The organism is Psychrobacter sp. CX14, from assembly GCF_057396205.2.
Genome location: NZ_CM183187.1, coordinates 1697100 through 1712705, shown reverse-complemented (window position 1 = coordinate 1712705; position 15606 = coordinate 1697100). Strand labels below are relative to the sequence as shown.

Annotated in this window: 11 protein-coding genes; 1 reads left to right on the top strand and 10 read right to left on the bottom strand. The window is 43.5% G+C overall.

The features are described 5' to 3' along the window. The first annotated feature begins 29 nt into the window (after positions 1-29). Positions 30-1679, top strand: a complete 1650-nt coding sequence (locus tag AC2SLO_RS07045) for a radical SAM protein (RefSeq protein WP_486541257.1) — start codon at positions 30-32, stop codon at positions 1677-1679. 101 nt (positions 1680-1780) lie between these two features. On the opposite strand, the gene AC2SLO_RS07040 is transcribed toward AC2SLO_RS07045, so the two are convergent. The 10 genes from AC2SLO_RS07040 to AC2SLO_RS06995 form a co-directional block, all read right to left on the bottom strand. Further along, positions 1781-3679: a DUF4178 domain-containing protein gene (locus tag AC2SLO_RS07040; protein ID WP_486541259.1), complete on the bottom strand. Its 1899-nt coding sequence runs from the start codon at positions 3677-3679 to the stop codon at positions 1781-1783. Further along, positions 3676-4707, bottom strand: a complete 1032-nt coding sequence (locus AC2SLO_RS07035; RefSeq protein ID WP_486541261.1) for an SPFH domain-containing protein — start codon at positions 4705-4707, stop codon at positions 3676-3678. Before AC2SLO_RS07035 ends, AC2SLO_RS07040 begins: the two co-directional genes overlap by 4 nt. A gap of 135 nt (positions 4708-4842) precedes the next feature. Continuing rightward, on the bottom strand, positions 4843-5250 hold the full coding sequence (locus AC2SLO_RS07030) for a DUF350 domain-containing protein (protein WP_486541263.1): 408 nt from the start codon (positions 5248-5250) through the stop codon (positions 4843-4845). A 502-nt stretch (positions 5251-5752) separates the two neighbouring features. Then, positions 5753-6325, bottom strand: coding sequence for an S-adenosylmethionine decarboxylase family protein (locus AC2SLO_RS07025; protein WP_486541265.1), 573 nt, complete (start codon positions 6323-6325; stop codon positions 5753-5755). A gap of 157 nt (positions 6326-6482) precedes the next feature. Continuing rightward, positions 6483-8093: a polyamine aminopropyltransferase gene (locus AC2SLO_RS07020; RefSeq protein WP_486541267.1), complete on the bottom strand. Its 1611-nt coding sequence runs from the start codon at positions 8091-8093 to the stop codon at positions 6483-6485. Between the two features lie 96 nt (positions 8094-8189). After that, complete coding sequence (gene msrAB / locus AC2SLO_RS07015) at positions 8190-9881, bottom strand: bifunctional peptide-methionine (S)-S-oxide reductase MsrA/peptide-methionine (R)-S-oxide reductase MsrB (protein WP_486541413.1); 1692 nt, start codon at positions 9879-9881, stop codon at positions 8190-8192. A 410-nt stretch (positions 9882-10291) separates the two neighbouring features. Beyond that, positions 10292-11173: an ATP-binding cassette domain-containing protein gene (locus AC2SLO_RS07010; protein ID WP_486541269.1), complete on the bottom strand. Its 882-nt coding sequence runs from the start codon at positions 11171-11173 to the stop codon at positions 10292-10294. A 70-nt stretch (positions 11174-11243) separates the two neighbouring features. Continuing rightward, positions 11244-13169 carry a glycine betaine ABC transporter substrate-binding protein gene (locus AC2SLO_RS07005; RefSeq protein ID WP_486541415.1) on the bottom strand — a complete coding sequence of 642 codons (1926 nt, stop codon included), beginning with the start codon at positions 13167-13169 and terminating at the stop codon, positions 11244-11246. Positions 13170-13421: 252 nt separating this feature from the next. Further along, entirely contained in the window at positions 13422-13838 is a 417-nt protein-coding gene (gene arfB, locus AC2SLO_RS07000; protein ID WP_486541271.1) for an alternative ribosome rescue aminoacyl-tRNA hydrolase ArfB, read from the bottom strand. A 208-nt stretch (positions 13839-14046) separates the two neighbouring features. Further along, the gene (locus tag AC2SLO_RS06995) at positions 14047-15459 is read right to left on the bottom strand and encodes a coniferyl aldehyde dehydrogenase (RefSeq protein WP_486541273.1); all 1413 of its coding nucleotides are present in this window, start codon (positions 15457-15459) and stop codon (positions 14047-14049) included. Positions 15460-15606 lie beyond the last annotated feature (147 nt).

Sequence of the window (15606 nt, the reverse complement as noted above, 5' to 3'; positions counted from 1 at the left end):
TATCTTTTTATTTAAGGCAGTCTCCGCTTATGTCTCGCAAAAATCGCCCTTATGAGTTTTACGATACCACAAGCTCCGTTTGCGCTACCTGCTTGTACCCTGTAGAAGCCAAGGTTATCTTTAAAAATGATCAGGTTTATATGGATAAATGGTGCCCCACTCATGGCAAAGAGCGGGTGCTTATTATGGATGATGTGGACTATTATCGCAGCTGCCGCGAAGTCTATGTTAAACGTCCTGAGATGCCTGAATACTTTGCTACGCCCATGCAATATGGCTGTCCTTACGACTGCGGACTGTGTCCTGACCATATGCAGCACTCTTGTCTAAGTATTGTTGAAATCACCGATGTGTGTAATCTAGATTGCCCAGTATGCTTTGCCGATTCGGGCATGAGCCGTGAAGCCAATTTGCCTCACCTCTCTTATCAACATAAGTCTCTTGATACCGTCAAAGCCATGCTAGATACTGTCGTGGCTTGTGAGGGTGAGCCTGACGTGGTGCAATTATCCGGCGGCGAGCCAACCATGCACCCGCAGCTGTTTGAGATATTGGATTATATGCAGACGCTGCCTATTCGCCATATTATGATTAATACCAATGGTATTCGATTGGCCAAAGAGCCTGAGTTTGTGGCAAAGCTTGCTGACTATGCGTATCGCCTCAAGCAGGCCCCTAGCAATAAAACGCCCAAAGCGCAGCAACCGAATAAAGTCCAAGGATTAGAGATTTATCTTCAATTTGACTCGCTTGATGATGCCCATATGCAGGCACTGCGCGGCGCAAAACTGGCCAAAATTCATCAACAAGCATTGGCCAACTTAGAGCAGCATAATCTGTCGACCACCTTAGTTGCCACCATTAAGAAGGGACTTAATGACACGCAGCTGGGCAATATTATTAAGCATGGTCTTCAATATCGCTGCGTACGTGGGGTGAGTTTTCAGCCACTCTCAGAATCGGGGCGCGTAGCATTAGACGAGGCGATGCTTGATAGCAGTAAACAGCGTCTAACCGTCTCAGAGCTGCGCCGTAAAATTGCCGAACAGTCGACTGTCTTCACTTTGCAAGATATCGTGCCTGTGCCTTGTAATCCCGATACGCTAGCCATGGGTTATGCATTGAAGACTTATGATGATGCATCTACGCCGAATAAGACTTCCACAAATACTGCACAAGCTCACGTTGCACCACTCACCCGCTATCTGACCCCAGATATTATTATGAATGGTGGTGGTAATACCATCTTATTTGAGCAAAACCCAGAGGTACAAGCTCAAGCAAAACAGCAACTATTTAAAGTATTAAGCACCAACCATTCCCCAGAATCGCAAGCGGACTGCTTATCTGAATTACTGTGCTGCTTACCTAAAATTGATGCGCCGCATTTAAGTTACGATAACGTATTTCGAGTTATGATTGTACAGTTTATGGATGCTCAAAACTTAGATATCCGAGCATTAAAAAAGTCCTGCATTCACTTTGCGCAGCCTGATGGTAAGATGATTCCTTTTGAAAGCTTTAACCTATTTTACCGCGATGACAGACAGCATAAACTGGCTGAAATTCGGCAAACACTGTCTAAAGGTTTTGCTGCAAGACAAGCTACTTCGGAGTTGACCATGGGCAATCAGTCTACTGACAATAATGATAATCGAATTCAAATAAAATCGTTATAAGCGCTGTATACCCATGATTAATTAATGATTAAAGTCGATTAATAAAAAAGGGTGAATCATTTAATGACTCACCCTTTTTATTTTGGAGATTGAATTATCCCTTACTTATGGGACCCGCCTGAGCTATAGCCCGTGCGGCCGCTGCTGCCACCGCTATTGCTACTACCGCCACCAAAGCCGCCTGGAATGATGATTAGACCACCACCGCCACGTGTCGTTGCTGCTTCTTCATCTGGATTTGGCCCAGTTGCTGCAGGCCTTGAAGCGGCACCAATCATAAAGCTTACAATCAGTGCCAGTACAATAATGACCACAGAAAGGCCTTTTACGCCCGCTGAATGGTAGCTAAACGGACTGGTAACAACCTCTTCACTGACGTCATTTTTCTCGGATTCACTTGCCCTAAAATAAACGATGTAAATCAAAATAGCACCAATAATACCGACAATCAGTGAACCACCAGCCAAAATCCAAACAGCCACTTGCAAAATAGCATGCCAAGTGAGCATACCTTTTAGGCTGCCTTCATTAGTAAAGCCATGGCGCGCTAAATCTGCATCATTTTGACTCAGATAGCTACCAAACCACTGCTCAAGCTTGCTATAAGGCACTGGCTTAGCATGCGTGTAAGTAATTTCACGCTCAGTTTGCTCCGATGTAATGAGCTCATCGCCATTGGTATAATCAATCAGTAAATCGCTGTCATCAGTCTTAACTTGCCAGTTAAAGGCACCCATCGCAAAAGTAACACGATTGCGATAACCTAAGTCCACTTGGCGCCACTGCTTATCGTTATAGATGAGCTGGCCACGTTCAGCTACTGGCATTTCACTTAATACTCGTGCAACATACCAGCCGCTAGACTCCTCAGATAGCCATAAGAAACCATCTGTTAAGCTATATAGCAGATATTCTGTCCAAGAGGCGAATTCTCCCACCTCTTGTAAGCGCATAATACCGATAACCACATAATCATGATAGCCATCAGCCTCTGCTCGCTTGGTATCAGTTATGGCAAATTCACCAACATCAATAATATCTGCTGCAGAAATACGCGCTTTAGCACCCAGCGGCAAGCTACTCTCGAAGTGCTGCATTGCCGAATGCATGGCAATAAGCTCAGCTTTACTGCCACTCAATTTGCTTTCGCTATGACAAGCTGGGCACACTAAATATTCGGTGGCGCCTGCCACATAAGGTATCGGGCTACCACAATTGGGACAATCAATTTTGCTAAGCGCAATCGAATCACCTGATCCTGCAGAAGATGATTGACTGACTTGCTCATTAATCTGCCTGTCATCTTTAAGCATCTGCATATTCAGTGCGCCAAGCTCTATTGCCTGCCCTTGATGCACCACAGGAGAAGAGTCTGGACCCTCCTCTGCATAATCTAAGGTAATAAAATCACGTTTATACTGAGCATCAATAACCCAAGTTTGCCAGCCTTCACCGACCACAAAAGGCAGCTCGCCTTCGCCAGCAATAGCATAAGCCTCACGTCTATCATTGACCTGATAAACGGTGTCTTTAAAATTGACGTTATCATTAATCGCCAAATCATCATAAGCGGGTAATTGACTCGTCTCACCCTGTCCAATCGTTAAACTATACTGACCTAATGCTTCAGACAACCAGCCACTACGTCCATCGGCAAACTGTACATACCACTCGTTCCACACGCCTTGTCCATACTGCAACTGGACACGACCAATCACAGCAAAATCGCTTGATTCAAAACGACCCACACTACCGACTTGTAGTGGCGAGTAATCCTCAATCGTTAGCGACTGCTTGCCTTGAGCTTTGAGCGCATCGCCTTCACGCAGCACTGTGGTCTGGCAATATTCACATACCGCCATTACTGAGCCTGGTGAGGCAAATTCTACCGGCGCACCACAAGATGGACAAGCTGCCGTAAACGTCAATACATTGAAGTTACTGGGCAGCTTGGGCGCTGGTTTTTTGTCGCTATTAGCTGGGGTGTTTTTATCTATCATTGAGTCAACTGAGTTAGAATCTTCGTTTTCGCCTCATCATAATCTGCTTGGCTGATAAGACCTTGGTCAAGTAATCCTTTTAGCTGGCTAAGTTTCGCTGTAAAGTCAGCTGCATCTTGTTGCGGCGCTGCTTGCTGTTGTGCGGCTTGTTGTGGCTGCTGTTGCTCAGCTTTAGGTGCCATTGCCTCACTCATCACCTGACCCATGTTCATACCAACGCCTAGACCGGCACCGATACCTGCCATACCGCCTTCGTTTTTGGCGGCATGTTGAATCGCTTCGGCCGTTTGATAACGAGTATAGGCATCCATATCACCAATCATACCCATTGAAATACGCTTATCCAATGTTTTCTGTAGCTCTTCTGGCAATGATACGTTTTCGACCACAAACGATTCGATTGATAAACCATATTTAGCAAAATCAGGCTGTAGCTCTTTTTTTACTTCATCGCCCATCAGTCCTTGGTTTGCCGCTAAGTCAATAAACGCTACCTGGCTTTTACCCAAGCCTGACGCCAAATCCGAAACGATTAAGTTACGCAGCTGTGGTTCGATTTGCTCTGCACGGTAGCCGTCATTCATACCAGTAATGGTCTGATAGAACTGAGTCACGTCGTTAATTTTGTACGAATACATACCAAAGGCACGCAAGCGAACCATACCAAAATCTGAATCACGTACAGTCACTGGCTGCGCTGTGCCCCATTTACGGCCTTGCTGCAGGCGAGTGCTGAAGAACAACACATCAGATTTAAATGGAGAATCAAAACCCATGCGCCAGTTTCTTAAGTTGGTCATAACCGGTAAGGTTTCGGTTGTCAGCTCATAACGCCCAGCAGTAAAGATATCAGCGATTTGACCTTCGTTAATGAACACCGCCACTTGCCCATCACGTACGGTTAATGAAGCACCACTTTGGATTTCATTATCCGCCATAGGGAACTTCCACATTAATACATCGTCATCTTGCCAATCCCACTCGATGGCATCAATAAATTGCTTTTTAATAAAACTTCTAAGACCCATGATCTCTATCCTTTGTATTGATTTATAAAATTTCTATCGTTGACTGTTCCGACTGATATTTAAGCATGTAGTGCATGTCTGCCATCAGTCATTCATTATGAATTTCTTTTAATATGTTTAGGGCGTGTCCTGCTTTTAAGATAAAATACCGGCATTAATAATACCCAGTACCAGTCCGCTAATACCTAATAAACCGCCAACGGCCACATTGTTTAGTCGAATATGCTCTGGCACATTACCAATGACTTTAACCATAATAAAATAGCCGGCAATCTGTACTACCATAGCGATAGCGCTCCAAATGATAAACGCCATAAATCCGGTGTTATAAATGGCGCTGGCCGCTAAAGGCAGTGAGAAGCCAATCATTGTTCCGCCAAAGCTAATGGCAGCAGCGCCTGAGCCTTTGCGGATGAGGGCGATTTCATCATAAGGAGTGATGGCCATATAAATGACGGCAAACAAAATCAGCATCACCACACTACCACCAAAGTAGAAGGCGTAGTAAAGGAGTTCGGTTTGTAAACTGTCAATAGTCTGCATGTATTATGTCCTAAGCTTTTTACTTATTTTAAAGGTAGGTTTTAGAACCTGTATTCATAAGCTACAGTTATGGTATTTTTAGAATAAAATGAGACAATACGAGGCAAAATTGGGTTGAATAGTCATTCTATTCGAGCCGAATTTTAACAAAGTAGTGGCTTGTTTTAGGCAAAAAGAGCCAATTATAGCTTGTGAATACAGGTTCTTAGATATAAGCATGTTTATATATCACTATGAGCGCCTAAATATTTAGCTTACTACCTATCAAAATAAGTCTAAAAAATAAGTAAAAGAGGCTAAATAAAAAAGGGTCGAATAATTGACAGCTTAACACTGCCTATTGAGATTAAGCAACATGCTAGCTAGGATATTCACTTGCTAACTATCAGATAAGCACGAGATATAGATAAGCACCAGATAGCCATTAGATAAAATCATCCCTGCTTTGGCTAGCTACTTTATATCAGTGACCCTTACTATATACTAAAGTAATTACAATGATTTACTGTTGAAAGTTGTTCGGAATCTGATGCTGTCGTGAAACACTGTTAACATGGTGCTGCTTTGGCTCAAATAGCTGCAAACAGGCATTAAATAAAGCATCTGCTTTTGAGCTATTCTCATTAGCCACATTACATACATAGACATCCATGGTCACCGTCTGATATTCGCCCCAAGTGTGCAAGCATAAGTGTGATTCAGCAAGCAATAAGGTTAACGTCACGCCACTGGTTTGCGTCTGAGTAGTTGATTCCTCACTGACATTCTTTAAATCAGTCTTATCCTGCTCATCACCTTCGGCTACGTACTGTTCAAACTCATGTACTGCTTGACCAACCAAGGTTAACCCTGCCTGCTCTACCGCCTCAGTTAATAAGCGCAATAATGGCTGGGTGCTGGTTAATAACTCGGGGGCGCACTGACATTGCCAAAATTCTGCCAAAATATGCTTACCTGTCATCGGATTGGATTCTGGATGAGACGGATGGCTTACTTGGCTTAGGTTGGCATTGGCATTGGTATTGGTATCGGCGTTGGTATTAGCATCGTTTTTAATGCTTAGGCTATTTTTCATTTAATCACTTAGTTTTATTTTTACTATTGCTATCTACTAGCATTCATCAACCTTACTATAGGCTATCGAGTTCTAGCAAATTTTGTTTGATGAATGCTAAAACCCCCCTCACTTTCATCGCTCTCTTTTGCCTATTAATACTACCTGCTGGACTGCCCTATTCATCTGACCAGTCTTGCACATAATAATGCACCAGTATTTGCTTATCTAAGGTGTTGGGCTCAACCTCAATCGGCTGCATATCTGGCGGGAAGGTAAACATCTCACGGCTGACAGAGGGAGTTAAAAAGGCCATTGGTAAATCATAGTGGGTAGGTGGCACAAAGGTCGTATTCGGACTGCCTACAATAAATCCCCACTCGCCAAAAGAGGGCACATAAGCATGGTACGGTGTGGTCTTAAACCCTGAGACTTGTAACGTCTTATCAATTGACCAGAATGATTTTGGTGCATAATAAGGTGAGGTCGACTGCACCACCACCAGTCCTTCCCCCGTTAAATGGTCATTGACCAAATGATACATTGGCTCAGAATACAGCTTGGCTAAGCTATAGTGTGACGGGTCCGGTAAATCGATAATAATGGCATCAAATGTGTCTTCATTGTCCTCAAGCCACTTATAAGCATCAGCGTTAATCACACTCACTTTTGGATCATTAAGCGAATTATTATTAAGCTTTTGAAATCTTGGCGTATTGGCAAAAAACTGCGTCATCTTTGGGTCTAAATCAACCAAAGTAATATGATTGACCGTATCATACTTTAGAACCTCACGCGCCGCCATCCCATCACCGCCGCCCAAAATAAGCACATCCAGTTTCGGCTTGGTCGCTTTGGTGCTATCGCTTAACTTTTGCATAATCGGATGCACTAAGGCTTCGTGATAGCGGTATTCATCTCGAGTAGAAAACTGCAAGTTGCCATTTAAAAACAGCTGTAAATGGCCGCTCTTTTCGGTAACAATCAAACGCTGATACGGAGAATTGGTCGCAAAGATAACCGGCGCTTTAAATAGCTTTTGTTCCGATAGTCCCACCAAACGATCAGCGAAGATTAAGCCTATCAGCAGCAATATCATTGCTACCAGAATACGCATAATCAGCCGGCTTCTTATTTTGGCATGTGTCGCACGCTGCTGTTTTTGCTCACTAATACTTAACCCTTGAGTCGCAAGCACTGCCACTTTAGGGTAAAAATGCCAAGCTGTCCAACCGGCAACCATTACGTTCAAAATACCAAACAACACCGCTGATCGAGCCAGACCTAACATAGGCGCTAGCACTAATGGAAACAGCAAAGACACGGCTAAAGCGCCTAGATAATCAAAGGTAAGTACTCGGCTGACCAGCTCATGAAAGGCTTGTTTTTGCGAATTAAAAATGCGCATTACCAGTGGGATTTCCATACCCACCAAGGTACCAATACAGACCACCAGCGCATATAGGATCGTCTTAAACGTTGGTAGCCATGCAAATGCCAAAAACAGTCCGATAGCTGATAGACCACCGACTAACCCAACCAATATTTCAATCTCGATAAAGCGCTGTAACACCTTATCTTCAGGCACATATTTGGATAAATGTGAGCCGATACCCATCGCAAATAGATAAGTACCAATGATGGTCGAAAACTGTAGAACAGAATCGCCGAGCACATAGCTTGCTAAAGCCCCAGCAATTAACTCATAGGCTAGACCACAGGAGGCAACGATAAATACCGACAACACCAGCAATGAGTCGGTTTGCAACCGCTTAAACGACAACTTCATAACGTAATCACAACGTATTCATAACTCACTATTTCTTATTATTTGACTGATTGCTACATGGTTTATTGTTATATAGACCGGTTGTCATTAGACTTATTATTTGACCTTAACTTGGTCGACAAACACGCCATAGCCAGATTGTGGCATCTTATCCACAGGAATAAACTGCAACGCCCCACCATTAATACAATAGCGTAGCCCTGTTTTGTCTTTTGGACCATCATTAAACACATGACCTAAGTGCGAGTCTGCTACTCGTGAGCGCACTTCGGTACGCACCATATTATACGCATTATCTTCATGCTCAGTAATCACTTCAGGCGCAATCGGCTGCCAAAAGCTTGGCCAGCCACAGCCTGAATCATACTTATGGGTCGATAAAAATAACGGCTCACCGCTAACCACATCTACATAAATGCCAGGCGCAAATAAATGATCGTACTCATGGCTAAAGGCACGCTCGGTACCTGCCTTTTGGGTAATCTCATATTGTGATTTGGTCAGGGTGTTTTTTAATGCGTTTTTATCAAAATTGGCATAGCGTTTGGGATCTAACGCTTCAGCTATTGTATTGGCTGGCGCAAGTTTGGCTGTTTTGCTACTTGGTTGAATCTTATCATCGGCTAAACTGATATCAATATGACAATAGCCATTAGGGTTTTTGGCCAAATAATCTTGATGATACTCTTCGGCTAATGAGAAGTTTTGTAATGGCTTATTCTCTACTACAATCGGCTTGCTGTACTTTGACTCAATGGAGTGTAGCGCTTGTTCAACCACCGCTTTATCACTCGCATCAGTGTAATAAATACCAGTACGATATTGTACACCTCTATCATTGCCTTGTTTATTTAAACTGGTCGGATCGATAACACGCAAATAATACTTTAAAACCGTTTCCAAATCGATTTTATCGGCGTCATAGACCACTTTAACGGTCTCAGCGTGACCTGAGCCGGCTATCACTTGTTCATAGCTGGGATCTTGGTATTTAGGATTGCCATTGGCATAACCAGAAATCGCATCCACTACCCCATCGACCCGCTCCATATAGGCTTCTAATCCCCAAAAGCAGCCACCGGCCAAATAAATGGTCTTGGTATTAATCGGTGCACCATCAGAATTGTAATAGACACCATTTTTATTATTAGGCGCATCTGATTTGGCGCTTTGGCTAGACTCAACCCCTGCTTGAGCCGGTTTGGCTTTGCTGTTTTTAAGATCTGCAAAGTCATTGTCGGCGTTTTCCGCCAAAGCATAAGCCTGCTCTTCAGTCAGATTACCTTTAATCAGACGCACTAAATTGCCCTGCTTATCCAAAATTGCCCAACTTGGATACACTTGCACACCCATCTGTTTAATTAAGTTGCCTGAGTTATCAATCAATACTGGCAGCTGCGGATAATCTGTCTGCACGCCAGCATACCACTGGGTAAAATCTGCTGACTCTTTTTCATTTAGATGACCAGGACTGGCGACCGTCACCACGTTCAGCCCCGCAAAGGCGGCATCTTTACGCCAAGTTTCAGTCTCCTCAAGTGTCCCTAAGCACAGCGGACACCAACTTGCCCAAAACTTCACTAAGGTCGGTTTGGTCGGGTCTAGTACATCTGCCCCAGTATTGCCCAGTCCTTCAGTCAACTGCGGTAAGGCATTTAATTGATTGAGCACATCTGTGGGCAGCATATCACGGCTGGTTTTGCCACTGTTAGCAGTTTGGGTACTGTGCGCTGAACGGTTGTCTGGATTGACATTGCCACAGGCTGGTAATAGGCTGGTGCTAAGCATCACTGTCGCTATTAACACTATTGATTTGCTTGCTTTGGTTTTAGATTTAGCTTGATTGTTTATTATCATGGTAGGCTTTACTGTCTATTTAGTTTTCATTGTTATGAATGCTTTATATTACATTTAAATGGGTGTTTGGTTTTATGTTTAAGAGGATATTTGATGCCGTGTTTAATGAGTTATGTCGCTGGTATCTTCATTACACTTAACACTATTGCGTAGACAGTATAGTATAAAGAAAATAGCGCCTAATAGGGTATAAAAAAATGATACAGTGATGACTGTTATTGTTGCTAAAGATTGTAATCTGAACACAAAATTGTAGGCTGGATACAACAAAACAGCAGGGCTTGTAAACATTACTTAAAGACACCTGACTTAAAGACATCTTTACTAATTTTGGATTTATACTATCCTTTCGCCACCATAAAGCGCTCAACATAGGCATCAGCGGGATTGTCCTGCAATTGCTGCGGTGTACCGGTTTGTACCAGACGACCGCCATTTAAGATACTAATGCGACTGCCGAGCTTAACTGCTTCATCAATATCATGGGTAATAAACACGATGGTTTTGTTCAGCTTGTGCTGCAGCTCAAGCAATTGATCTTGCAGCTGACCTCGTATTAATGGATCAAGCGCTGAGAAAGCCTCATCCATTAAGATAATCGGTGTATTTACTGCTAATGCACGTGCCAAACCAACTCGCTGCTGCATACCGCCTGAGAGTTCATCAGGATAACTGTTCTCTACACCCTCTAACCCGACTTCATTGAGCCAATACCGCGCTATCTCGTGACGCTCAGATTTTGGCATCTTACGAACTCGCAACCCATAAGCCACATTCTGAATCACCGTCATGTGTGGTACTAGACCAAAGTGCTGAAATACCATACTAACATTATTTTGGCGAAACTGTTGCAGCGGCTTATCGCTGAGACTAAGCACATTTATCACATTAGGCTGATCGGCTAACTGCTCAGCACTGTCTAAATAATCAGGCGTACCTACGCTATGCTGAGTATCTATCCAAATTTTGCCCTCTGTGGGGTCAATCAGACGATTGATATGGCGAATCAAGGTTGATTTACCTGAGCCTGATAACCCCATAATACAGTGCAGCTCACCCGCCTCAATGCTGAGATTAATATCGTATAACCCCACCGAATAGCCGGTTTGCTCACGCAGCTCCCTACTACTCATGCCTTGTTCTAAGAGCTTTAGCGCTTGTTCAGCTTTATTGGGACTGACATCAAAGACTTTGCTGACGTTTTCTAATCGAATGTGGCTCATAGCGGTGTTCTTTTTATCAATTAAGTTGTTTTTATATTCTAATTTTCAGCTTATTTTATGCTTAGATGGTTTAGTTTTTATTATGATGACGCAGTTCATCACGTGCGCGTCGTCCTTGACCAAAGGCTTGAGTAATGCGGTCAATAATAATCGCCATAATCACAATCGCTGTCCCTGCCTGAAGGCCTTGACCAATATTTAACGTCTGAATCGATTGCAGTACATCCTCGCCAAGCCCTGGCGCACCAATCATAGAAGCCAATACGACCATCGACAACGACATCATTACGGCTTGGTTAATACCGGCCATAATACTGGGCAGCGCTTGCGGCAATTTAATCCAAATTAGCAGTTGTTTATGATTACTACCAAAAGAGCGCCCAGCCTCTACCATCTCATGCGGCACTTGCTTGATGCCCAGCATGGTCAGGCGAATTAACGGCGGCAGCGCATAGATAACGGTCGCAAATAATGCCGGTACTTTACCGATACCAAATAGCATTAACACCGGAATCAAATACACAAAGCTTGGCATGGTCTGCATCACATCGAGCACCGGCGTGACTATACGGCGCAAACGATTGCTACCGGCCATCAATATACCTATCGGAATGCCGATTACCATGGTAACAATCACTGAGACAATCAGTAGCGCTAAGGTCTGTACTAATGCTGACCACAGTCCAAATGCACCGATTAAAAACAGCCCTATCGCACAGGTCGCTGCAAACCACAGCTTGCGAGTTGCTAGCCAGCCCAGCAGCGCCACTAGTCCAATAATCAGCCAAGGCGGCACTATCGTCATTAACCTTTCTATCGGCAGCAATAAATAGGTTAACGTTACTTGGCTAATCGAGCGAAAGATATCGCCGAAGTTTTGAACCACATAACTGAGCGAGTCATTTAATTGATTTTCAAATGACCACTTCGGGAACCAGCTAAAGGCGGCGGCATCACTATTAATAGCGTCATTACCCTCACTATCGACTGCAGGACCGTCTAAAGACACACTAAGCGCTGCGGCTAATTTTTGTGCTGCCTCAGGGGTTAGCCACTGTTGCCACAGTTGTGGGTTTTGTTGCAAAAATAGCTTAGCTTGTTCCTCCCCACTGCGTTTGTTTTCACTCATCTCCAAAATAGCACTATTTAACGTATCTGGAGTAAATTGCACCTTCTTAAAGGCGGTGGCCAGTTCTGGATAATTATTTATAAAAGGCGTAGAGACAGCAACCCCTAAGTTTGATACGGGGAAACCTGATACACAATCTGTCTGACTGTTCGCATCCAGTAGCTTATCCCAACACTGCTCATCGTGTTTGGCAAAAGGGATTTCGGCAAAGTCATATTTGGCCATCAGGCCCGTTGGCTGCCAATAATAAAACAGCAATGGTTTACGCTGCTCAAAGGCGGACGATATGGCTGCATCTAATGCTGCACCGGTACCAGGGTGTACATTATTAAACTTAACCCCATCACTATTGGCTGTGGTCAAACCAGTATTTTTAAGCAAATGAGTATTAAATACTTCACAAGTCCAACCAGTTGGGCAGTTTAAGAAACGGGCATTAGATGGGTTTTCAGGATCAGTAAACAGATGGGCGTATTTGGGCAGGTCTTGATAACTTTTAAGCCCAGGATTATCCTCAATCACATAATTTGGCACATACCAGCCTTGAGTTGCTCCGCCCTCTAGAGTATCACCTATCACCGCCGCCTTACCTGAAGCAATCGCCTGTTCCATAATTGGCGATCGCCCTACCCATTGCTCACCAATCACTTGTATGTCATTTTGCGATAGCGCACTCTCTAGCGCCGGCCCAGTACCTGGCACTAACTCAGTATCACAGCCATAACCATCTTCTGCAATCATTTGCAGCACCGAGGATATGAATTGACCACTCTCCCACGTTAATGAGCCAAACTTAACCGGTGCACTGTCTGCCTCACCGCAAGCTGCCATGGCCGGTGTTGACCAAAATGACAAGCACAAGAGCATTAAGCCTAATAAGGAGAAAGGTTTAGAAAAACGTTTGGATGATGAGTAATGTGCGCGCAAGAGAATACCTATTTTTATTATTATAGTTTGTGGTCGTCAATGATATTAAACGATAAAAGCTAATACTGATTATGCCCTTAATCGCCTGTCTTGGTTATACCTCACTCCAACAAAAATTACCAATGCAGAATGTATTTCGAGACAGCTTTAACCCTTATTACTAGGATAATGTCTGTTTATTTAATTGTCTATTTAATCCAAGCTCACCTTACCACGTAACACCTTAGTTCTACCACGTTGAACTTTATTATCAGTGCGTCTGCGCTTAGCATTACGGCTTGGTTTGGTTGGGCGTCGGGTTTTATTGACTTCGGTGCCCTTTAAGATAAAAGCTTTTAAACGTTCGATAGCATCAAGCTTATTACGTTCCTGCGTACGATATTGCTGCGCTTTGATAATTAACACGCCGTCTTTGGTAATCCGGCTGTCTTTGCTATCAAGTAGTCGCTGCTTGAGGGCATCACTCAGGCTTGACGCATTGATATCAAACCGTAGGTGAATCGCGGACGATACTTTATTCACATTTTGCCCGCCGGCGCCTTGGGCACGCATCGGATTAAGCTCTACCTCTTTGTCACTTAGCTCAATACTGTTACTGATAAAAATCATGGTTCTCCTTAAAGCATAAGCTTATTATTTTGCGTTGAATTATAAATGATACGGCTTTTAATATTCGATTACTAACCTCTGGCTTAACTGTCTATATGTCATATGAATAAACAGATAGCCAATAGCCAGTAATCAAAAAGCCCTTCTATAATAGAAGGGCTCATGTTGGTATCACTGTTTATTTAATGCAGCGGTTTGGTTAAAGCGTTTATTTATTTAAAAATTTCAAACCTTTTCTAAACAACTTGCTATACGGCGGTAGCATAATGCCCATTGCATTGAGTTTAGATTGGACAAACACAGGCTTCATATGACTGAGACGCTCAAAACCCCATTTGCCATGATAAGCGCCTGTGCCTGAATGGCCAACACCCCCAAATGGCAGCTCATGCTGTGCCACATGCATAATCACCTCATTAATGGCGACACCTCCCGATACCGTGTGTTGACGAACAAAATCAATCTCATTGCTGTCTTCGCCGAACACATATAAGGCCAATGGTCGAGCACGGCTATTCACAAACTCAACGGCATCACGCACACCATTTACATGTACTAATGGCACAATCGGACCAAACAACTCGTCTTGCATCACATCAGCGTCTGTATCCGGATTCACCACAACGACTGGCGGCATCAAGCGGCTTTCTGGATTGGCAGGCACGTCCGTTAAAGGCACCACTTGCTCTTTTGGCAAGGCGTCAAGATAGCCTTGCAAACGATCAAAGTGACCGCTATCAATAATACGGGTATAATCATTATTGTTGTTGATTTTTGGATAATGCTTTTTGACCCACTCTTTAGCTAATTTCACAAACTTGCTATGTAGTGACGAGTTAATGAGCACATAATCCGGTGCGATACAGGTTTGACCAGCATTTAAGGTTTTACCCATCATAACGCGGTTCACCACATTTTCTAAATTGGCATCATCCAATACGATAACTGGCGATTTACCACCAAGCTCTAGTGTTACAGGCGTTAAGTTCTTGGCAGCAGCAGCCATGATTTTTTTGCCGACACTTGTAGAGCCAGTGTAAAGCATATGATCAAATGGTAATTCACTAAATGCCACCGCGATATCCACATCCCCGACCACAATCGATATCAAATCTGATGAGAAGTACTCGCTAACCGCCTCGGCAAAGGCTTCAGCAAATAAAGGCGCTGACTCGCTCATTTTAACCATGATACGGTTGCCGGCAGTCAAAGCATCAATCATAGGGCCGACAGATAAAAACAGTGGATAGTTCCAAGGCACCATAATGCCCACTAGGCCTAACGGCTGTGGCTGAATCTCGTTATGAGCTGGACGATATAAGGTAGAAATACCAGAACGACGCGTTTTCATCCAAGATTTGCCGTGTTTTTTGGCATGCGCAATGCCTTGAAAACTTGGGAATAGTTCGGCAAAGCTAGTTTCGTCTTTACTGCGGTTACCAAAGTCTTGATTTATGGCATCTGTAAAGCGCTGCTTATTTTCACTAAGCATGAGCTCTAAACTGTCTAACGACGCTTCTCTATCGGCCCAAGTGGTGATGGGCTTTTTGCGTGTTAAGGCAAGCATATGCTCGAATTGTGCTTGCAATTGAGCTTTTGTGGTAATAATACTTTGACTCATTCAAATATCCTTTTTGATGTTGACTACTTTATAAGCTAATAGATTCTCTGCTTAATAATATAATTATACACACAGACTCCAAACCTTAATAAATGCAAATCTATACATTTATTTAAAAGTTTAAAATAGCATAAAAAAGACCGGACT